Raw genomic sequence first — 19624 nt, forward strand, 5'->3', positions numbered from 1 at the left:
GGGGACACTATCGTCGGCGTGCTATATACGGGCTGTGGTGGTCGAACCGATCTCACCGCCCGAACAGCGCCTCGACCGGTCGTCGGAAGCCTCCGATCACCGAACTCGATCGATCCTCCCGGTCGAACGCGTGGAGCGAGGTCACGTCCGGGCGGTCGAGATGATCGCGTCCTCGATCGCCGAGATCGTCGACCGAGTCGGCGCTCGCGACCGCCTCGCGGATCGCCTGCCACTCCGCGTGTCGAACGACGACGGTCACGGGGATTCGGTCGACATCGAGTATCTTCGCCACCGCCAGCCGGTGGTGGCCGTCCTCGTTGTTGAAGGTCAGTTCCCCGTCCCGGCCGACGTTGACGGCGACCTTTCGGTCCTCTCTCGGCTCGGGTTCGTATCCCTCGCTCGCCACGTCGCGATTGAGCGCGTCACAGCGGTCGGTTCGGCGGTCGAAGAAGCCGTGGCCGTACAGTTCGTTGAGCACCAGCATGTGCTGGCCGTACTCCGTCTCCTCCCACCCCTTCCCCTCGACGAAGCACTCTCTGGCCGCGAGGTGGACCCGGTCGAACCAGTGGGATTTCGTGTATCGATCCCACTCTCCGGGGACGATCGCCCCTTTTAACCGGTCGATCGGGAAGTGAGCTTGTCGAGTTCGTGTTTCGTCGCGAAGCCGTTCTTCACCCGGTAGCTCGTCGCGGGGTGCTCGCCCTCGACGAGGTACCGCTCGATCCGGCCGGGGTCGACCTCGATCACGGTCGTCCCGTCCGGGACGGAGGCGTAGGTCCTCGCTACCCGAAACCGGTCGAATCGGTCGGAGAGTCGTTCGTGTGCGACGGAGAGTACGGTCAGCGGGCCCTCCTCGTGAAACCGTCGGAGAGCCTTCCGGACGAGCGATAGACCACTCATTGCTCAGTCATAGGGGAGGCGAGGAATAAACGGGAGGATCGCCTACGAACCGTGTGGACGGATCGCACGCCCCGGTCTACTGTGGATCGTCGACGACCGCATCCAGGCGGTCCGAGAGCTCGTCGGGGTCGACCAGCAGGTCGTCGTGCGGGTCGTGGGCGACCGGCTCGACGACCATCGGTTCGTACTCGAAGCCGAGCATCCCCGAGAGCAGGTAGTACGACGGGCGGACGAGCGTTTCCGCGAACAGTTCGACGACCGTCGGGTCCTCGGCGAAGAGACCGTTCGCGAGTCCCGCGCCGTGCGGCGAGAGGATCACCTCGGCGTCCGAGACCAGGCGGACCTGCTCGGCGAACGGAAGCGACTCGAGGACGTAGGACTCGAAGCCGTAGCTATCGAGGACCGGTTCGATCTCGTCGTAGTTCGCGACCCGGCGACCCCGGTCCGTCGCCCGTCGAGAGACGTAGAGTCGCTTCCCGCCGGACGACGCGGAGGGGAGATCGACCGCCGACCGGATCGCGTCGCGAACCCACAGACAGTCCTCGGCCGAGAGCGAGAAGCCGTATCGTGGGCCCGCCCACGACGTCGCGAGCCGGTGGTCGGTCACCAGGAGGGGGTCGACGGTACACTCCGCGCCGTCCCACTCGACGTACCGTCCGTCGTAGCCGAGCAGCGCCAGCGTCGCCCGGACGAACGAGGGGGGGTCCTCCTCGACGATCACCACCGGCTCGCGTCCGGTTTCGGCCTCGTACCGTTCGATCAACCGGAGTTTCGGGAGGTACTCGACCAGCCACGGGTAGTAGTAGTTGTCGTAGAACGGGACGAGCGGGAGCACGGGGGGCAGCGAGCGTTCCGGTACCGAAGGCGACCGGGAGGCGACGTTGCGCAGTACGAGTTCGAGCGCCGTCTTCGTCCCGAGGAAGTCCTTGTGGGCGGTGAAGAAGTGCTCGTAGTGCGAGCCCGCGGTATCGAGGAGGATCCGGTCGTCGAGCAGGCCGACCGCGCTGTCGCCGACGAGACGGCAGTCGGGCACCTCGCAGAGGAACCGTGGCTCCGGGTGGTACTCGCCGGCGAACTGCCCGAGTTCTCGAGGGACGTCCACGGGCGAAATCCGACACGGTGTCTCCTGGGCTTCGAACCAGCGGTAGCTCCGTTCTGCGGCCCGCCGGTCGAGGCCCGCTCGCGTGACGAACTCCAGTCCCCGGTGGAGCGCGATCGACTTCGGGAAGCCGAGCGCTTTCAGCGCCAGCACCCGTGGGCCGTGCTCGCGGTAGATCTCGGCGGCCCGGCCCGGGAGCTCTCGTGGGGCGTTCATCGGATCCAGTACTCGGGAGTGTGAGGTCGGCTGGCGGATCGCGGCGGACGACCGACGATCGCCATCAGATCCGGAAGTGTCGCTCGATCAGGCTCGGTCTGACGATGGCGACGAGTCGGGCGACGAACTCAAGGAGGTAGTACGACGCGCCGAGCGCGAGCGCGAGCGCGATCGTCGCCGGATCGTTCGAGACGGATTCGCGTCGCGAGAGCACGTTGTACCCCACCTGTTTCGCGCGGTGAACGAGCTTCGAGACCGCCGCTTTCGCGCGGTCTTTCTCGCTCCTCTCCTCGCCGTAGCGGTACCAGAAGTCCGAGTCGTAGCCGCTGCAGACCGCGCGGTTGACGAAGTGATCGAGCCCGTTCATCGCGGGGTGTGAGACCTTCGCCTCCGGCGCGTTGTAGAGGCACCTCTCGTCGATTTCGAGTCGACGCTTCAGTTCGACGCACTGGCCCCGGTAGGAGTCCTCCTCGGGAAAGCGGTACTCGAGGAACGCCTCGCGCGAGAACGCGACGTTACACGCCATGTAGCCCTCGTAGGCCTCCTCCTCGGTCGGGAAGAACCAGAACATCGCGACGGCGGACTTGTACCGGGTGTCGGTCTCGACGTAGGGGTGGCCGAGCACCATCTCCGTCCCCTCCTCGAGAAACGGCGAGACGATCTCCGCCAGCCAGCCCGCCTGGGGGACGACGTCGCTGTCGACGTAGACGAGCACGTCGCCGGTGGCGCGCTCGGCACCGACGTTCTTCAGTTCGTAGAAGTGCGAGCCCGGCGAGGCGACGAACTGCGGGTCGTGGTGGTCGTCGAGCGTGAGCGACGCCAAGTGTCTGATCTGGGTCTCCTCGACGTCCTCGGGGTTGTAGACGAAGATGATCTCCGGCGTCTCGGGAAAGCGATCGGCGAGCTCCGCTAGCTGGGCGTTCAGCGCCCGGAGCATTCTCTCGGAACGGCTCTCCTCGGCGTGGATGACGTTCTCCCACTCGATGACGATCGAGGTCGAGGGGAACGTCTCCTCTCCCGACCGGCCGCGCCTGATGGAGCCGAGTATGCTGCTCATCGTTCCCGGATTCGTACCGACACGCATCAACCTGTTGAACGACGACAGCTCTCGCTCTCGGGTGTATCGACGGGTTTAGAACGTCGGCCGCGTTTCTCGGCACGTGAGCAACGCAGACGGGTCGAGCGAACCGACGCTCTCGGTGGTGATCCCGGTCTACAACGACCCGGCGGGGATGAGGCTGACCCTGGAGTCGGTGACGGAACAGACCTATCCCACAGAGCGCTACGAGGTGCTCGCCGTCGACAACGGGAGCACCGACGGGACTCCCGAGGTGATCCGGGCATTCTCTTCGTTCTACGATAACGTCCACCTGCTCGTCGAGGACGAGGTCCAGGGCTCGTACGCCGCCCGCAACGAAGGGATCGAACACGCACGCGGGGAGGTCGTATCGTTCGTCGACGCGGATATGACCGTCGAGGAAAACTGGGCCGAGTCGGTCCTCGACTCCTACGATCGACACGGCTGGGACTACATGGGCTGTCCGGTCGAACTCTATGTAGAAGGAGAGGAGACGCTCACCGCGACCTACGACCGGACGCTCGGCGGGTTCCCCGTCGAACGGTACATGCGAGAGCGCGAGTTCACCGGAACGGGCAGCCTCTCGATCCGACGCGAGGTGTTCGATTCTGTCGGAACCTTCGACGAGCGGATCGTCTCGCAGGGCGACGGCGAGTTCGGAAAGCGCGTCGCCGAGGCAGGCTTCGTCCAGCACTTCGAGCCGACAATCACGATGTACCACGCGGCGCGGACGGATCTGCGCGCGTGGCTCGGAAAGCAGGTCCGGATCGGACGCGGGGCGATCCAGAAGCAGGTCTACTATCCCGATCGGACGGAAGCGGCCGAACGCGCCCATCCCCTTCACCCGCGGAAGTTCCTCCCCCCGAAACCGTGGGGCTTCTACCGACGGCTCACCGACGAGACGGATCCGAGTCCCGGAGAGGTGGGCGGGCTCTACGCGATCGACTACGCGAGCAAACTCGCCCGGACCGCCGGCGGGATCGCCGAGTGGATCGAACGGTCCCGAAGCGGGGAGTGGAACTAGGGGGCAGCCGTGATACGAGAGGGCGTGAAGCGAGGACTGCGGGAACTCGGGCGGACAGGGCTCTACCAGCGGCTTCCGGACAGCCACAACACCGTCCTTGCCTATCACTCGGTCGGTGGCGGTGGGTACGACGACATCCCTCCAGAACGGCTCGGAGCGCAGCTCGAGTGGCTCACTGCGACCTACGAGGTCGTCGACCTTCCCGCAGTCCTGGAGCGAGGCGATCGAAAGCGGATCGCGCTCACGTTCGACGACGCGCTCCGGTCGTTCCAGGAGAACGTGGTTCCACTGCTTCGCGAGTACGACGTCCCGGCCACCGTCTTCGCCATCGGGGGGTCGGTGACCGACCCGCCGGGGCTGGATTCGATCCGGGGTGAACCGCTCATGACGGCAGAACAGCTGCGAGCGGTCGCCGACGACCCGCTCGTGACCGTCGGCTCGCACACGATGACCCACGTCCCGCTCTCGGAGATCACCGACGAAGCGGAGTTACACGAGGAGATCACCGGCGGGACCGAACGCGTCGAGTCCGCCGTCGGAGTCGGGATCGACCGGTTCAGTTACCCGTTCTACGAGTGGTCGGCGGAGGCCAGAGAGGTCGTGGCGGAACGCCACGAGTACGCCGTCAGGGGGGAGGGATCACACGCGCTCATCGGGGAGGACACCGATCCGTACCTCGTCCCCCGAATAAACGGCGCCGTCCCCCTCTCGACGCTCAGGTTCACCGTCTCGGACGCGAAGAAACACCTCACGCGGCTCTCGTAACCGTCGTGAGTTCTCGCGTGCGACTGGAACCAGGGCGACGTATCTGGAGTACCGTCGGAGGCGATCGAACTGACGGCGGCGTCCGAGGGCCGTCTCGCCGCCGAAAGCGATCGCCGGGTTCGGCTACCGATTCGACTCCGCGGCGCTCGCGAACGGGGCGTACGACGACGACCGACGGTCACCGGTGCGGTCGGTCGCCCGCTCCCGTTCAGATCGACCGTCTCTCCGTAGCCTGGCAGCGTCACTGGGAGGTGAGCACGTCCACATGGCCAGCAGTGACGCAAGAAGCGCGCGCTGATCGACCGACTCACCGGACCCGGACGGACCGATCGATCGCACCCGGAAACCGTTGCCGTCCGAGACGATTTGGCCCCGGCTAAGCGCCGACCGATCGGGACAGGTGTCGATATATGTTTATGTAGCGCTCGATAGAGTGGAGAGCAATGAACGACGACCGACGAGCGATCGTCCTCGCGGCGGGGCAGGGAAAGCGACTCCAGCCGCTCACCGACGAGACGCCGAAGACGCTTCTCGACGTGGGGAGCCAGTCGATCCTCGATCACATCCTCGACAGCCTCGAAGCCAACGGCTACGAGGAGGCCGTCGTCGTGACGGGCTTCGGGCGCGAACAGGTCGAAGCTCACTGCGACGCCCGCGAGGGCATCGGGATCGAGTTCGTCCACAACGCCGACTACGACACGACGAACAACATCTACTCGCTCTGGCTCGCCCGCGAGTACGCCGAAGGCGGGTTCACCCTCATCAACGCGGACACCCTCTTCCCCGCGAGCAGTCTCGAGAAGCTGTGTGCAGCCGAGGGGAGCGCGCTGCTCGTCGACACCGAGCAGGACCTCGACGACGAGGAGATGCAGGTCGCCTTCGGTTCCGACCACATCGAAACCATCGGGAAGAACCTGGATAGTGAGAACCGAGAAACAGGTGTCTACCTCGAGGACGGCGACGGGGAGTACATCGGCGTCTCGCGCTTTACCGCCGAGGATACGACGCTCCTGTTCGGGCACATCGAGGAGTTCGTCGAGCGCGGGGCCGTGACGGACTGGTACGAGGCGGCGTTCGACCGGCTCTTCGACGAGCGCGAGATCGGTTACGTCGAGGTCGACGACACCTGGATGGAGATCGACACGCCCGAGGACCTCGAACGGGCGCGCACCCGATGGCCCGAGGCGCACGTCGAGCAGTCGCTGTGATCCGGCGGGGCGTCCGGGGTGTCTTGGCGACAGTCCTGTTCGCCCTCTCGCTGGTCAGTCCTCGCGATGACTCACTGTGGGTCTTCGGCTCGAACGGCGGCGACGCCTTTCGCGACAACGCGAAGTACCTCTACCTGCACGCCGCCGACGAGCGCGAGCACGTCAGGGCGGTGTGGCTCTCGCGGAACGAGGAGGTCATCGAGCGACTCCGATCGAGCGGATACGAGGCGTACCACGTCGACTCCCTCCGTGGGATCCGGGCGAACCTCCGTGCGGGGTACGTCTTCGTGACGCACGGCATGCCGGACGTGAACCGGTGGTGTTCCGGTGGAGCGACGAAAGTCCTGCTCTGGCACGGCGTCGCGCTGAAACGGATCGGCTGGGACGCACCGAAACTCCGACACCGGAGAGAGCGTCTGAAGCGGGTGATGAAGGACACGCTCTTCGACCGCTACGACTGGATCACGGTACCGTCGGAGGCGATGGTCGGACCGTTCGCCTCCGCGTTCCGGATCGGAGAGGACAGGGTGCTCACGACCGGCTACCCGCGAAACGACGTGCCGGCGGGGACGTGGACGGGTGCGGACCCGACGAGGGAGGTGGAACTCGAACGGCGCTATCGCGCGTACCACGAGGAGGGACCGGTGGTCCTCTACATGCCGACGATCCACCGCGAGACGGGAGAGAGCATCGTCGATCATCTCGACCTCGACGCGTTCGATCAGTGGCTCGCCGAGCGGGACGCCCGTCTGCTGTTCAAACCGCACCCCGCCGAACCGATCGACCTCGGTGGAGGGTTCTCCAGGATCGAGGAGGTGCCCGAGGGCGTCGACGTCTATCCGCTGCTCGAGTACGCCGACGTGGTGCTCACCGACTACTCGTCGGTCTACTTCGACTTCCTCCTACTCGACCGGCCGGTCGTCTTCTACCCGTTCGATCTCTTAGGGTACCGGGAGGAACGCGGGTTCTATCCCGAGTACGAGGCGGTGACGCCCGGGCCAGTAGCGACGACGTTCGCGGGCCTCCTCGACCGACTGGACGACGTACTCGAGACCGACGAGTACGCCGCCGATCGCACGGCAGTTCGCGAGGAGTTCCTGTGGACCGGGCCCGGGAGCCGGTGTCGATCGGTCGGCGACCGGTTCGACCCGCGTGCCGATACGTCGGGGGGGAGGTGACCTCGAAAGAGGTCGGGGTGAGTCTCGGGGATCGACCACTCGAACCGTGACGAGGAGACCGATTAGTCACAGCGTATTATAGAGCCAGTCGCCTAACTATCGGGAACGTGAGCGCTCACTCCCACCTCCGACGGGTCTCTGGCCACCTCGGGAGTTTCGAGGTGGTGTTCGCGCTCTTTCTCTTCTCCGGCGTCTACAAGGCTTCGCCGCGGCTCGCGTGGGTGCCGATCGACCTGACGGCGATGCTCGCGGCCGTGAGCCTCCTCCTCTCCGTCGGCCTGCTCGCCCGGGGACGCGTCGAGGTTCGCCCCGGTTCACTGGCCCTGGTCGCGCTGTTCGGGGGCTTTCTCGTCTACGCGCTCCTCTCCGTCCTCTGGACGCCGAGCGAGATCTACGTGCGAGAGAAGGCGTTCAGGCTCGCCAGCGTCACGACGTTCTCGCTGCTCGGCTGTGCGCTCGTCGTGGCCCAGGACCGGGTTCGACTGTGGCGTTTTCTCGCCGTCTCGCTCGCGCTGGCCGTCGTGACGGCGGTGGCGACGGTCTACCCGGTCGTCCTCTACGGACCCGTGCGGGTCGAGCCGTTCGGGACGACGTACCTCATCCTCGGCCGGATGATCGGCTTCGGCGCGGTCGTCGCCGCCTGCTACCTCCTGTTCGTCTCCCCGTCGACCCCCCGATCTATCGCGGCGACCGCCGTCCTCGGGTTTCTCGGCGCCGGTCTGGTCCTGCTCGACGGACGGGGGCCGCTGGCGGCCACCGTGCTCACGATCGGGGCGCTCGCCGTCGCGGCGTTCCCGCTCGCCTCGCTTCACCGGAGACCCGAACGCCTCCTCCCGAGCCTCGCTGCCGGCGGCATCGTCGCCGCCGCGACCGTCGTCTACGGCGAGTCGCTCCGCGTCACCGAGAAGTTCCGGGCGACGTTCAGCGACGATCCCGACCCGGCGACGACCGGACGGCTGGAGAACTGGGAGTTCGCGCTCGAGACCTGGCTCTCGGGTCGGACGGTCACCGGTCACGGGCTTGCGAGCTGGGGCCCGCTCAACGATCAGGTCGTTCGCTGGCCGCACAACGTCGTCCTGGAACTCCTCGTCGAACTGGGGGTGGTCGGCCTCGTCCTCTTCTCGCTTCCGGTCGTGATCGGCCTCTCGCTCGCGATCCTCGGCTACCGGGAGACACGCGAGCCGGAGTGTGTGGTCGTCCTCGCGCTCTTCTGCTACACGTTCCTCAACGCACAGGTGACCGGCGACTTCAACGAGAACCGCTTTCTCTTCGCCGCGATCGGACTGCTCTGTTACGGTGCGTACGCGAGGGGATCCGAACCGGTGACGGTCGACCGACTCGTCGATCGAGCCCGGCGCCTCCTCGGGTGAGACGCCGCCGGCTAGGGCGACCGGAGAGAGCGAACCCTCGAGCGGTTTCACGCCGTGAAGATCGTTCACGCCTCGGTAGCGTTTCGACCCGTACGGTGATACCCGATGGGTCAGTATCGTGATACGAGTGAGACGGAGATGAGATCCACACGATCCGATCGAACGGGACCAGAGCGCCGGATCGACCGCAGGGACGTCCTCCGCGCGCTGGGCGCCGTGGGCGTGACGGCGATCGCCGGGTGTGCCGGCGAGGAGACCGATCCGACCGACGACGGGGGCGACGACGATCCACCCGACGACGACGCAGGTGACGACGACCCCGACACCGACGATGGGGACGGTGAGGAGGTCGCCGACGACGCGGACGACGGGGAGGTGGAGGAAGGAGACGACGAAGAGAGCGAAGCGGACGACGAGGACGACGAGACCACGCGGTTCGGGGACACGATCCAGTTCGCCGACTCCTACGCCTACGAGGCGACGGTCACCGAGGAGGGGACCGGCCAGGAGTTCCGGATGGAGGGCCGAATCGCGAGGGGAGACTCGTACATGCGGATGGACGGCGAGGAGGGGGTGATGGAGATATACGCCATCGACGGCGAGACGTTCTTCGTCGAGAACGAAGCGCAGTGTTTCGCCTTGCCGGAGGCCGAGAGGGAGGGGGAGGAGCCCGAGGACGTCGACGCCGGAACCCACGAAGAGGAGGTCGACGAGCACCCGGAGCTGGAGTCTGTCGGCAAGGACGAGATCGACGGCGAGGACGTGTACGTCTTCGAGCTGACGGCGGAGGAGGCCGCGGCCCACGACGAGGAGGTGACCTACTACGTGGGCGTCGAGAGCGGCTACCTCCGCCGCGTCGAGACCGACGAGGCCGTCATCGACTTCCACTCGTGGGGGGAGGTGGACTCCATCGATCCGCCCGATATGGAGTGTATGGCGATCGACGGGGAGTTCGACGACGACGACCTGCCGAACGTTCGGATCTGAGCGGGAACGGGCCCGTCGAAACCGGCGGCGCGTTCGAGATGGCGCGATCCCTCGCCGATCGGTCGAGTGAGCCGATCGAACTGAACGGGGTAAGACGATCGCCGATCGCCAGCGACTCGCCTCTCAGGCCGTCGGCTCGGAGGTCTCCGTTGTACTCCGTTCGACGAGCGACCGGTAGAACGAGACGTGGTACGTCCAGGCGAGTGTGGCCGCGAGGGTTCCGAGGAGGAGTCCGAGCGCGACGGAGAGCGCGAGGAGGGGTTCCGAGGTGACGACGTAGGCGGTCCCGTCGGTCTCCGGGTCCGGAAGCTCCACCGCGGTGAAGAACAACACCGTGTCCGGGATTCGTGGGACGAACGTGATCAGCAGGAAGATCGCCGACTAGCCGAGCACGCCGAGGAAGTTCTCCCTCACGAGACCGACGCTCGCGGAGAGGGAGCCGATCGCACTCTCGTCGGAGACGACGACCGCCGCGTAGAAGAACTGCAAGAAGACGAAGGCCAGAACGACCACCAGCAGGCTCGCGAGGATCAGTCCGAGGAGTAGCAGGCCGGCCCCGAGCACCCCTCCCTCGCCGAGGCTGAACAGGGCGACGCCGCCGACGATACCGACGACCATCGTGAGGACGAACATCGCGACGTAGACGACCAGGATCGCGAGCACGAACAGGATCGTCGCACCGAGCATCGAGAGGTAGTTCGAACGCGCCTCCGGGAGGAACCGATCGAGCCCCGTCTCGCCGTCGAGATCCGCGTTCGCCATCCCGACCAGACCCGCGATGGCGAACGGCCAGACGAGGAGGAAGGCGAACGAGAGCCCGACGCTGACGGCCGGACCGCCGAGCTGTCCGAGCGCAGATAGCTCGCCGAGCGCTGCGAACACCAGACCGCCGGCCAGCAGGATCGGGTGGTCTCGGATCGTCCGAACGGCCGTCGACACGGAGCGTATCGCGATCATATCCGAACAGTTATCGTATAGGTATATGGATCCGCGGCGGAGTTTCCGGACGAGAAAACCGGGTTGCTGCGAGTCGATCGGTCCGTGAGCGTCGGAGGTTGTCGGGAGGGACATTCTTCAATTTCGAGACGTCTCACGAAGCGATCGATCCGGCCGACGACGATCACACCTGGAGCGCGCTCTCGAAGACCGACACCGGCTGGTTGCCGACGATCCGCGTGAGGAACTCCCCCTCCCTGAAGAGGAAGAAGGAGGGCGTCCGGAAGAAGCCCGCCCGACGTCGGACGTCGAGGTCCAGATCGACCATCGGATCGAACGTCCCGTCTTCGACGTCCTCGGCGACGGCCTCGCCGTCGACGTCCGTTCCACGGAGGAATCCCCGGGTGTGATCGAGAACGGATTCGTCGTTGAGCGAGTCCTGTGCGTCGTAGTACTCCCCACGAAGCTCCCAGAAGGAGGGCTCGTCGCGCGCGAACGTCGCCTCCAAGGCGTGTGTCGCGGGCTCGGCCCACGCCGCGGTCCGGGGGAACTGACGGGTGACGAACGTCACACGGCCGCTGTCGATCAGTTCCGTCTCGAACTCCGGGAAGGTCCGCTCGTGAAAGCGTGCACAGACCTGGCAGGAGGCGTCCTCGAACTCGACGACCACCGCACCGGTCTCCTCGGGGAGCGAGCCCAGGAACGGCCGTCGGCCGAGGCCGTCCGCGACCGGGTGGCCGTAGTCGACGGTGAACCGCTCGGTGTGGACCGGATCGACCGGTTCGGGGTCGTTCTCGCCGTCCTCGCTGTCCTTGCCGTTTCCATCGTCCTCGTCGTCGCTCCCGTCCGTCTCGTACTCCTCGAGGTCGAACTCCGAGGAGTCTGTCTCGTTCGCCGAGTCGGTCGCGTTCGGTGACTCGGTGTCGTCGGCGGGCACGGCGGAGTCCGGATCGTCGTCCGATCCTCCGATGTCGAGCGCCCCACTGCCGAGACAGCCGGAGAGTCCAGCGGCCGCGGCGGCAGCGAGGACCGCTCGTCGCGACCGCCGGGACCCGCTCGTGTTCCTGTCGGGAGGGAAACCGTCGTCCATGACCAGTCGTACCGGGAGATCACGTTTCGTTATGACTCCGATAAGATACTTTCACGATAGCCTTATAGACACGTCGGAATATCGTACTATCGAAAACGTATCGAACGGGACGAATATCAACTAGAGGTACAATCCGGCTGTCTAGGTCACTCTCTCTCTCCGTACTTCGTTTGGTACCTGCTAAAAGGGAACGTTCAGTACTTCTAGGTTAGAAGCCGGTCTATAACCAAGTCACGGCGACCGGTACGAATTCCGATATGGACACCCCGACGACTCGTCGACGGCTGCTACGGGGAACGGGCGTCACCCTGGCGGCCGCGCTGGCCGGCTGCATGGGTGACGACGACCCGCCGGAGAACGCCACGAACACGACGAACGCGACCGATTCGACGAACCGGACGTCGACTCCCACGCCCACCGAGACGCCGGAGCCGACCGAGGAGGCGAACGACGGCCCGGACGACGAGGAACCGGAAGAGGCGCTCGGGACCCTCCTCGTCACACTCGAAGACGAATCGGGAACCCCGGTAACGAGCGACGTTTCGGTGACGGTCGAGCACGAACGCGAGCCGTTCTCCGAGCGCTACGACGAGGGGATCGGCGAGGGACGCCTCTCGGTCCAGATCGAGGAGGCTGGCGCGCACACGGTCACCGTACACAGCCCCGAAGAGACCTACGAGACGGTCGAGGAGACCGTCGAGGTCGACGAGGCGGACGAGACGGTCGCGTTCACGCTCGTCGAACGGGAGCCGGAGTACGACACCTCGGAGATCGACGAGCCGTCGGGCGCGCTGTTCGACGCACCGATCCCCGAGACCCCGGAGCTCCACGAGTTCGCGGTCGCCGGTACCGGGGACGCCCCCGTGACCGCGACGGTCTACGGTGGCTGGAAGTGCAGTTACACGCTCCGGTTCGTCCGGGAGGTCCTCCCCACTGTGATCGAGGAGTTCGTCCGCACCGGCGAGGTCGACCTCCGGTTCCGGGCGGTCGGCTACAGACAGAACGGGAACCCGTACCACGGCCCGGACGGCGTCGACGCCGCACGGGCCGGCCTCGCCGTCTGGTACCACGATCCCGCGGCCTACTGGCGGTACTTCGAGACCTTCTTCCACAACATGAACCAGTACCACGGCTGGGCCGAGACCGAGACGGTGATGGCGATCGCAGAGACCGCCGAGGTCTCGGACCGGCGGGGGATCGAGAGCGCCGTCGAGGGCGGGGCCTACCGCGCACAGATCGACGACACGATGGAGATCGCGACGGACTACGAGATGGAGACGATCCCCCGGATGGTGATCGGGGAGGACGGGGACGAGGATGCCGAAGAGATCAGGGCCTCGGACCTCGCGACGGTTCGAGAAGCGCTCCGGGAGGCGGTCGACTCGGCCTGATCGGACGTCTCGCGATCCGTACGCCGGCCACGTGCCGCAGCACTCCCACGACCGTTCACTGGAGCCACCCCGGGCGTGAGAAGATGTAAGTCCCGTAGGACCCTACGACGGTCGATGGAAGGGAGCGATCCGGGGATCCGGTTCGAGCGAAAGTGGTTCCGGCTGGGGCTCGCCCTGGCGTTCGTCTACGCGGGATTCACCCTCCTGCTCGTCACACTGCTCCGGATCGACCAGACGCTCGCGTTCGCCGTGGCGGTCGTCGGCGGAACGCTCGGGGCGCTCGCGCTGATGGTCTTCGTCAGATACTACTGACCCGGAGAGGTCAGCGGCCGAGGCTGGTCGGGAACGGGAGGTCCCGTCCGTTCGCGATCGCCCGCTCCGAGGCGAACAGGAGGAAGAACGCGGCGATGACTACGGCCTTCAGCACCCAGCTCGGGTAGATCATCACGAACGCACCGAGGGCGAACAGCACCGCCCGGAGCGGCAGCGTGACCCACCGGGAGTGGGGGAACGGGTAGTTGAGCCCGTAGATGATCGTGATCGCGCCGAGCAGTATCAGCAGGCCGCTGATAAGCGACTGAGGGCCGATCGCCGTCGAGACGATCTCCGGGTGGTAGATAAAGGAGATCGGCAGGACGAACAGCGGCGCCGCTATCGTGATCGCCGAGGCACACGAGCGCCAGAAGTTAGAGCCGGCTATCCCGGAGGCGACCACCACCGCGACCGCGACCGGTGGGGTGACCCCGGCCATCACCGCCGCGTAGAACACCATGTAGTGGGCCGCGAGTTCGGGGATCTCGAAGACGTTGATGAACGTCGGCGCGACGAGCGTCGAGACGATGACGTAGGCGGCGACCGTCGGCATCCCGACGCCCATGACGATACAGACGCCCATCCCGAAGATCACCGCGACGATCAGGATGCCGCCCGAGAGCTGCATCAGCATGATCGCGATCCGGGAGGGGACGCCGGTCGTCCCCAGCAGGTCGACGACGCCGTTGACCGCCGCGAGGATGATCGCGATCGGCGCGAGGATCACGGCACCGCGACGGAAGCCGTGGATCGTGTTCCCGACCTCGTCGACGAGCGTATCGAAGACGCTGTTGCGCCGGACCGACGCGACGCGCGATCGAACGCCAGTCGACCACCGCTCGTCGAGTTCGACGCGGGCGCCTCGCTGTCCGTTCGAGACCTCGTATGCGGTCTGTGCGACCGGGATGGCGACTCCGAGTCCGACCATCGCGACGATCGTGTAGAGCGCGGAGGTCATCACCGTCCACTGGAGGTAGCCAAGCGTGATCAGCAACACCGCGAACGGGACGCCGAAACGCACGCTCTGGACGAGCTTGTCGTTTCTGGTCATCTCCTCGTCGAAGTAGTCCTCGAAGTCCATGCTCTGACCGCCGATCTCGTTGACCGACGTGTAGTGGACCGCGACGAGGATGCTGATGACGAGGATCGCCGCGGGGATCAGCCCCGCGATCACCACGTCGATGTAGGCGATGCCGAGCACGGAGGCCATGACGAACGCCGAGGCGCCCATCACCGGGGGGAGCACCTGCCCGGAGGTCGAGGCCGTCCCCTCGATCCCGGCCGCGGTGCGCCCGGAGAGGCCCGCGTCCATCATCGTCGGGATCGTGAACGAGCCGGTCATCCCGGCGTTGGCGGCGTAGCTGCCGTTTATCGAGCCGATGATCGCACTCGCGATCACCGCGGTCTGGGCGACGCCGGACTCGATGTACTTCGCGCTCACGATCGCGATCCGCAGGATGAGGTCGAACGCGCCGTAGGCGAACAGCAAGCCCGCGTACAGCAGGAACGGCGCGATCCACGCGGCCGTCAGCTGTGTGAGCGAGCCGTAGAAGCCCGCGAGGTCGGTGATCAGCATCTGCAGCATGAAGTTCGTCTCGATGCCGCTGTGACCGAACAGCCCCGGCACGTAGTTACCGAAGCGGGCGTAGAGCATCACACCCCCGATGAGTGCGAGGAAGACGTTGCCGTAGGCCCGCCAGGTGAGATAGAGGATCACCGCGATCACGAGCCACGCGAGGCGGTACTCGTAGTCGTGCGCCCAGCCCTGCCGGCGGATGTAGAAGGCTTCGTAGTCGGTGTAGATGTAGACGCTCGCGACGACCATCACCGCCCCACACGCGACGAGTATCAGCAGGTCGAGTAGGTCGCCCTCCGAGAGCGAGTCCACCGCCTCGTGCATCAGGTAGAGGACGAGGATCCCGCCGAGGAAGACGACCGCGTAGCGGTTCCGGGCGATCGAGCCCTGGCCCCAACGTATCCAGGCGAGGACGATCGCCCAGAACACGAGCGCCCCGACCGTCACGGCGACGTCGAGCGCCCTCACCTTCCCGTTCAGCGTCGTCGATGTTTCCGTGCTCATGAGATCTCAGACCGTCGGATGGCCCGACGGAGTGTCGGGACTTAGTTGTACTCTTCGTCCGGGTCGCCGACGATCCAGTCGTCCTCCCAGACGCCCTCGTCCTGGTAGTACTCGGCGGCGCCGGGGTGCCACGGGTAGTCCTCGAGGGCACCGACGATCAGGTCCTCGGGGCCCTCGGGGGTGAACCGCCGCTCGGAGTCGCGCACCGTGTCGCCGTGCTCGCCCGCGACGCGGGTGAGTTCGTAGACCGCCTCCTCGGGCGTCTCCGGGTGGAACGCCAGCGTCGTGTTCAGGTCCCAGGTGACGATCTCGTCCGCCTCGATGTCCTGGTCCCAGCCGAACGTCTCGCCGGGGTCGTCGTCGTAGATCGTGAGGCCGGCGCCGGGGAACTGTTCGATCGATTCGACCAGCGCGTCGGTGTGTTCGACGTAGTGGACGTCGACGCGGGCGTCGTACTCGACGACCCAGCCGGTGTTGCCGACGCCGGGGGTTCCGTAGGCGATCGCCGCGTCGATCTGGCCCTCCTCCATCGCGCCGGGGGCGTCGGCGACGTCCATGTCGACGATGTTCATCTCCTCGTAGACGTCCGCCGTCGGCTCCTGCTCCCAGACTTCGAGCGTCGTCGCGCGGGTGGAGTATCCCGGCTCCGCCGGGTAGACGTTCGCACCCGCGAGGTCGTCGAACGTCTCGATGCCGGTGTCGTCGAGCGCCATCACGTAGATGCCGTACGGGAACGCGAGGAAGCCCTGGTACGGGACGATGTCGACCGGGTCCTCCTCGAACATGTCCATGTTGTTGATCGCCTTGTTCATCGTGTTGGTGTCGATGAACCCGGCGTCGACGGCGCCCTCTGCCATCCGGTAGGTCGTCCCGACGTAGCCCGGACTCTCGATCGTCGAGTAGGAGACGGTGTCGCTCACCTCGGCGACCGCCGCCTCGAAGGCGAGGCCGACGTCCATCGTCCCTCCGGCGGAGGTACCGGAGTCGACGTGGTACTCGGCGTCCTCGTCGGGTTCGTCGTCGTCGTCCGGTTCCGGAGCGTCGTCGTCCGCGTCGGCGTCGTCGGCGTCGTCCCCGTCCTCGAGGGGGTCGTCCTCGTCCGGATCGACGTCGTCGCCGCCGATACAGCCAGCTACGCTGATCGCGCTCGCGCCCACGGCGGTCTGCAGGAACCGCCGCCGGGTCGAGTCATTGTCTGTCATGGTGACTCCGGATAATAAAGGGATACCGCTGTATATATATTCTTCGAGATACGGTGGCGGGAGGACGCCGACGGGGCCGGGAATCGACGGACGGGACGGCAGTCGATTCACGGGGACCGATCGGCAGACCGCCGGTCCGGAGAGTTCTTCTCGTGCTTCACGTCGGTGAGCTTGGCCGGCGAGCGCCTGCCGTCTCCCGAACGGTTATTCGAGCGGGCTTCGAACCCGCGGTATGGACCTTCGAATCGACGGGAACGTCGCGCTCGTCACCGCATCGAGCGGGGGCCTGGGATTCGCCGCCGCCCGGGCGCTCGTCCGGGAGGGGGCGACCGTCGTCGTGAACGGACGGACCGAGGAGACGCTCGAGGCGGCGGCCGAGGAGTTGCGATCGGAGGCGGCCGACGGGGCGTCGGTCCTCCCGGTCGCGGCCGACCTCACCGACCCCGACGGGCCGGGTCGGATCGTCGAGGAGGCCGTCTCCGAGTTCGGCGGGCTGGACCACCTCGTGACGAGCGCGGGCGGCCCGCCCTCGGGCGCGTTCCTCGACATCGGGGAGGAGGAGTGGTACGACACCTACGACCTGCTGGTGATGAGCGTCGTCAGGACGGTGACGGAGGCGGCGCCGCACCTGCGCGCCGACGAGGGCGGGACGATCGTCACGGTCGCCTCCCGAACGGTGAAGGAGGCCGCCGACGCGATGGTGCTCTCGAACTCGGTGCGGATGGGCGTCGTCGGGCTAGAGAAGACGCTCTCGACCGAACTCGCTCCGGAGGTCCGCGCGAACGCTGTGTTGCCGGGTTCGCACGAGACCGAGCGCGTCGAGAACCTCATCGAGCAGGCAATCGACCGCGGCGACGTCGACTCCTACGAGGAGGGCTACGCCGACCGCGTGCGCGAGGTCCCGCTCGAACGGCTGGGGACCACCGAGGAGTTCGGCGCGACCGTCGCCTTCCTCTCCTCGCCACGCTCGGGCTTCGTAAACGGTGCCGCGGTCCCGATCGACGGCGGCTCGCTCGGGTCGAACCTCTAGTACACAGCCGTCCCTGCCGGGTTCAGAACGCGTGGCCGTCGCGCTGGAGGTCGGGGACGGTCGCACCGGCGTCGATCTTCGCCTCCAGGAGCAGTTCCTCTCCGAGGATCCCCTCCGCCGTCTCCGCGACGACGGCGGCCTCGTCGGCGGGGACGACGACGACGCCGGTCGCGTCGGCGACGATCACGTCACCCGGGGCGACGGTGACGCCGTCGATCGCGATCGGCTCGCCGATCCCCTCGACGGTCACCCGCCGCTGGCCGGTCTTCGGCGTCGGCCCACGGGCGAAGACGGGGAACTCGCCCCCGTGAACCTCGGGGACGTCGCGGTAGCCCCCGTCCACGACGACGCCGGAGACCCCCGCGTTCGCCGCGAGCCGAGAGGCGTTCCCACCCCAGCAGGAGAGTTCCGGGCCGACCCCGTCGATCGCGAGGACGCGGTCGGCCGCGAGTTCGTGGAGCATCGCGAACGGGAAGTTCGTCTCCCGTGGCTCGTCCACCCGCTCGAACCGCAATGTGCTCGCGCGGCCCACCGCCCGCTGGTTCGGGTGAGCCGGCTCGATGCCGGTGATCACGCCGTCGATCCCGTGCTCGTCGAGCGCGTCGGAGACGATACTCGTATCGAAGAGCCGAAACGTGTCGGCGACGCTCTCCGTCATACACCAGAGGCTCCGTCCGGGTGCTTATAACTACGTCTTCTCCCGGTCGATCCGCTCGAAGACCGCGGGGTTCACGACGGTGTCGGGTCGCCCACCGGTGAGGACGGTCTCGACTTTCTCCGCGGCGAGTCGCGCCCCACGTTCGAGGTACCCCTCGGTGACGCCGGCGACGTGCGGCGTCACGAGCACCTCGGACGCCGTGAGCAAGGGGTCGTCGGCCGCGGGCGGTTCCTCGCGCATCACGTCGAGTGCGACGCCGCCGAGCGTCCCCGACCCGACGGCACGGAGGAGGGCGTCCTCGTCGACGATCCCGCCGCGGGCGACGTTGATCAGGTAGCCGCCCGAGAGCGCCGACAGCTGGTCGGAGCCGACCGAGCCACTGGTCTCGTCGGTCAGCGGCGCGTGCAGCGAGAGGACCTCCGTCAGCTCGAACAGTGCGTCGAAGCCGACGAGTTCGACGCCTGCCGCCTCGACCGTCTCGCGGTCGACCCGGGGGTAGAGCGCGGAATCGGAGCGCTCGCCGGCGACGTACGGGTCGTGGCCCAGCACCGTCGCGCCGAGGTCGGCGGCCCGCCGGGCGACGTCGAACCCGATCGTCCCGAGGCCGAGGACGCCGACCGTGCTCCGGCCGAGTTCGCGACCCATACCCGTCGCCGCGTCCCACTCGCCCGCGGTCGTCCGCGCGTGGATCCCCAGTAGATCACGCAACAGTAGCGTCATCACCGAGAGCGTGTACTCGACGACCGCCGGGCCGGGCGCACCCGGCGAGTGGGTGACGACGACGCCGTGGTCGGTGGCCGCCTCGAGGTCGACCCGGTCGTAGCCCGACCCGTAAACGGCGATCACACGCAGTGAGGGCGCTCGTTCGAACAGCGCTCGGGTGGCGACGCCTGGTCTGAGGATCAGCGCGTCGTGGCCGTTCGCGGCCGTCGCGAGCGCGTCGGTCGATCCACGCTCGATGCCGGCCTCCCTCACCTCGTGTGTCTCGAAGCGCCAGTCGTCGGGGAGCGCGTCCGCCACGATGTCGGCACGGACGGGGCGGGAGCGGCTCGTCGTGGCCAGCACGGAGTACATACCGGGGGCGACTCCGGGGAGCACAA

The 19624-nt window shown here is 66.9% G+C and carries 20 protein-coding genes; 9 read left to right on the forward strand and 11 right to left on the reverse strand.

Features of this window, described 5'->3' with window-relative positions:
• Positions 1–52: 52 nt before the first annotated feature.
• The 4 genes from V2L32_RS19710 to V2L32_RS19725 form a co-directional block, all read right to left on the reverse strand.
• Complete coding sequence (locus tag V2L32_RS19710) at positions 53–484, reverse strand: ParB N-terminal domain-containing protein (RefSeq protein ID WP_331234310.1); 432 nt, start codon at positions 482–484, stop codon at positions 53–55.
• A 128-nt stretch (positions 485–612) separates the two neighbouring features.
• A complete protein-coding gene (locus tag V2L32_RS19715) occupies positions 613–900 on the reverse strand; it encodes a hypothetical protein (RefSeq protein ID WP_331234311.1) in 288 nt (95 codons plus the stop codon).
• Between the two features lie 76 nt (positions 901–976).
• Positions 977–2215 (reverse strand): glycosyltransferase family 61 protein, encoded by a 1239-nt coding sequence (locus V2L32_RS19720; protein WP_331234312.1) that lies wholly within the window; start codon positions 2213–2215, stop codon positions 977–979.
• 64 nt (positions 2216–2279) lie between these two features.
• Positions 2280–3272: a glycosyltransferase gene (locus V2L32_RS19725; protein ID WP_331234313.1), complete on the reverse strand. Its 993-nt coding sequence runs from the start codon at positions 3270–3272 to the stop codon at positions 2280–2282.
• A gap of 103 nt (positions 3273–3375) precedes the next feature.
• On the opposite strand from V2L32_RS19725, the gene V2L32_RS19730 reads away from it, so the two are divergent.
• From V2L32_RS19730 to V2L32_RS19755, 6 genes are all read left to right on the forward strand, one after another.
• The gene (locus V2L32_RS19730; protein WP_331234314.1) at positions 3376–4317 is read left to right on the forward strand and encodes a glycosyltransferase; all 942 of its coding nucleotides are present in this window, start codon (positions 3376–3378) and stop codon (positions 4315–4317) included.
• A 24-nt stretch (positions 4318–4341) separates the two neighbouring features.
• Positions 4342–5082 carry a polysaccharide deacetylase family protein gene (locus tag V2L32_RS19735; protein ID WP_331234315.1) on the forward strand — a complete coding sequence of 247 codons (741 nt, stop codon included), beginning with the start codon at positions 4342–4344 and terminating at the stop codon, positions 5080–5082.
• Positions 5083–5525: 443 nt separating this feature from the next.
• On the forward strand, positions 5526–6290 hold the full coding sequence (locus V2L32_RS19740; RefSeq protein WP_331234316.1) for a phosphocholine cytidylyltransferase family protein: 765 nt from the start codon (positions 5526–5528) through the stop codon (positions 6288–6290).
• Between the two features lie 23 nt (positions 6291–6313).
• Positions 6314–7468 carry a CDP-glycerol glycerophosphotransferase family protein gene (locus V2L32_RS19745; RefSeq protein ID WP_331234318.1) on the forward strand — a complete coding sequence of 385 codons (1155 nt, stop codon included), beginning with the start codon at positions 6314–6316 and terminating at the stop codon, positions 7466–7468.
• Positions 7469–7575: 107 nt separating this feature from the next.
• Positions 7576–8838, forward strand: coding sequence for an O-antigen ligase family protein (locus V2L32_RS19750; RefSeq protein ID WP_331234320.1), 1263 nt, complete (start codon positions 7576–7578; stop codon positions 8836–8838).
• Between the two features lie 138 nt (positions 8839–8976).
• Complete coding sequence (locus tag V2L32_RS19755) at positions 8977–9825, forward strand: hypothetical protein (protein ID WP_331234321.1); 849 nt, start codon at positions 8977–8979, stop codon at positions 9823–9825.
• A 123-nt stretch (positions 9826–9948) separates the two neighbouring features.
• On the opposite strand, the gene V2L32_RS19760 is transcribed toward V2L32_RS19755, so the two are convergent.
• The 3 genes from V2L32_RS19760 to V2L32_RS19770 all read right to left on the reverse strand — a co-directional run bounded on the left by V2L32_RS19760 (position 9949) and on the right by V2L32_RS19770 (position 11851).
• Positions 9949–10158 carry a hypothetical protein gene (locus tag V2L32_RS19760; RefSeq protein WP_331234323.1) on the reverse strand — a complete coding sequence of 70 codons (210 nt, stop codon included), beginning with the start codon at positions 10156–10158 and terminating at the stop codon, positions 9949–9951.
• A gap of 48 nt (positions 10159–10206) precedes the next feature.
• Positions 10207–10782: a DUF7847 domain-containing protein gene (locus V2L32_RS19765; protein WP_331234324.1), complete on the reverse strand. Its 576-nt coding sequence runs from the start codon at positions 10780–10782 to the stop codon at positions 10207–10209.
• A gap of 163 nt (positions 10783–10945) precedes the next feature.
• Positions 10946–11851, reverse strand: coding sequence for a DsbA family protein (locus V2L32_RS19770; protein WP_331234325.1), 906 nt, complete (start codon positions 11849–11851; stop codon positions 10946–10948).
• 257 nt (positions 11852–12108) lie between these two features.
• Between V2L32_RS19770 and V2L32_RS19775 the strand changes: the two genes are divergently transcribed.
• Together V2L32_RS19775 and V2L32_RS19780 are read left to right on the forward strand one after the other, a co-directional pair.
• Complete coding sequence (locus tag V2L32_RS19775; protein ID WP_331234326.1) at positions 12109–13242, forward strand: thioredoxin domain-containing protein; 1134 nt, start codon at positions 12109–12111, stop codon at positions 13240–13242.
• 114 nt (positions 13243–13356) lie between these two features.
• A complete protein-coding gene (locus V2L32_RS19780) occupies positions 13357–13554 on the forward strand; it encodes a hypothetical protein (protein ID WP_331234327.1) in 198 nt (65 codons plus the stop codon).
• A gap of 10 nt (positions 13555–13564) precedes the next feature.
• On the opposite strand, the gene V2L32_RS19785 is transcribed toward V2L32_RS19780, so the two are convergent.
• Together V2L32_RS19785 and V2L32_RS19790 are read right to left on the reverse strand one after the other, a co-directional pair.
• Positions 13565–15634 carry a TRAP transporter permease gene (locus tag V2L32_RS19785; protein WP_331234328.1) on the reverse strand — a complete coding sequence of 690 codons (2070 nt, stop codon included), beginning with the start codon at positions 15632–15634 and terminating at the stop codon, positions 13565–13567.
• 41 nt (positions 15635–15675) lie between these two features.
• Positions 15676–16836: a TAXI family TRAP transporter solute-binding subunit gene (locus V2L32_RS19790; RefSeq protein ID WP_331234329.1), complete on the reverse strand. Its 1161-nt coding sequence runs from the start codon at positions 16834–16836 to the stop codon at positions 15676–15678.
• A 232-nt stretch (positions 16837–17068) separates the two neighbouring features.
• Here V2L32_RS19790 and V2L32_RS19795 point away from each other — a divergent pair, with 232 nt between their 5' ends.
• Complete coding sequence (locus V2L32_RS19795) at positions 17069–17866, forward strand: SDR family oxidoreductase (RefSeq protein ID WP_331234330.1); 798 nt, start codon at positions 17069–17071, stop codon at positions 17864–17866.
• A 22-nt stretch (positions 17867–17888) separates the two neighbouring features.
• On the opposite strand, the gene V2L32_RS19800 is transcribed toward V2L32_RS19795, so the two are convergent.
• Complete coding sequence (locus tag V2L32_RS19800) at positions 17889–18524, reverse strand: RraA family protein (RefSeq protein ID WP_331234332.1); 636 nt, start codon at positions 18522–18524, stop codon at positions 17889–17891.
• Between the two features lie 30 nt (positions 18525–18554).
• Positions 18555–19598, reverse strand: a complete 1044-nt coding sequence (locus V2L32_RS19805; protein WP_331234333.1) for an NAD(P)-dependent oxidoreductase — start codon at positions 19596–19598, stop codon at positions 18555–18557.
• Positions 19599–19624: the final 26 nt, after the last annotated feature.

The organism is Halalkalicoccus sp. CGA53, assembly GCF_036429475.1.
Classification (GTDB): domain Archaea; phylum Halobacteriota; class Halobacteria; order Halobacteriales; family Halalkalicoccaceae; genus Natronorarus; species Natronorarus salvus.

What these genes read in the sequence shown, in the direction of transcription:
- V2L32_RS19710 (WP_331234310.1), bottom strand. Translation starts at nt 484, where the DNA reads ATGCTGGTGCTCAACGAACTGTACGGCCACGGCTTCTTCGACCGCCGA.
- V2L32_RS19715 (WP_331234311.1), bottom strand. Translation starts at nt 900, where the DNA reads ATGAGTGGTCTATCGCTCGTCCGGAAGGCTCTCCGACGGTTTCACGAG.
- V2L32_RS19720 (WP_331234312.1), bottom strand. Translation starts at nt 2,215, where the DNA reads ATGAACGCCCCACGAGAGCTCCCGGGCCGGGCCGCCGAGATCTACCGC.
- V2L32_RS19725 (WP_331234313.1), bottom strand. Translation starts at nt 3,272, where the DNA reads ATGAGCAGCATACTCGGCTCCATCAGGCGCGGCCGGTCGGGAGAGGAG.
- V2L32_RS19740 (WP_331234316.1), top strand. Translation starts at nt 5,526, where the DNA reads ATGAACGACGACCGACGAGCGATCGTCCTCGCGGCGGGGCAGGGAAAG.
- V2L32_RS19755 (WP_331234321.1), top strand. Translation starts at nt 8,977, where the DNA reads ATGAGATCCACACGATCCGATCGAACGGGACCAGAGCGCCGGATCGAC.
- V2L32_RS19765 (WP_331234324.1), bottom strand. Translation starts at nt 10,782, where the DNA reads ATGATCGCGATACGCTCCGTGTCGACGGCCGTTCGGACGATCCGAGAC.
- V2L32_RS19770 (WP_331234325.1), bottom strand. Translation starts at nt 11,851, where the DNA reads ATGGACGACGGTTTCCCTCCCGACAGGAACACGAGCGGGTCCCGGCGG.
- V2L32_RS19775 (WP_331234326.1), top strand. Translation starts at nt 12,109, where the DNA reads ATGGACACCCCGACGACTCGTCGACGGCTGCTACGGGGAACGGGCGTC.
- V2L32_RS19780 (WP_331234327.1), top strand. Translation starts at nt 13,357, where the DNA reads ATGGAAGGGAGCGATCCGGGGATCCGGTTCGAGCGAAAGTGGTTCCGG.
- V2L32_RS19785 (WP_331234328.1), bottom strand. Translation starts at nt 15,634, where the DNA reads ATGAGCACGGAAACATCGACGACGCTGAACGGGAAGGTGAGGGCGCTC.
- V2L32_RS19790 (WP_331234329.1), bottom strand. Translation starts at nt 16,836, where the DNA reads ATGACAGACAATGACTCGACCCGGCGGCGGTTCCTGCAGACCGCCGTG.
- V2L32_RS19795 (WP_331234330.1), top strand. Translation starts at nt 17,069, where the DNA reads ATGGACCTTCGAATCGACGGGAACGTCGCGCTCGTCACCGCATCGAGC.
- V2L32_RS19800 (WP_331234332.1), bottom strand. Translation starts at nt 18,524, where the DNA reads ATGACGGAGAGCGTCGCCGACACGTTTCGGCTCTTCGATACGAGTATC.
- V2L32_RS19805 (WP_331234333.1), bottom strand. Translation starts at nt 19,598, where the DNA reads ATGTACTCCGTGCTGGCCACGACGAGCCGCTCCCGCCCCGTCCGTGCC.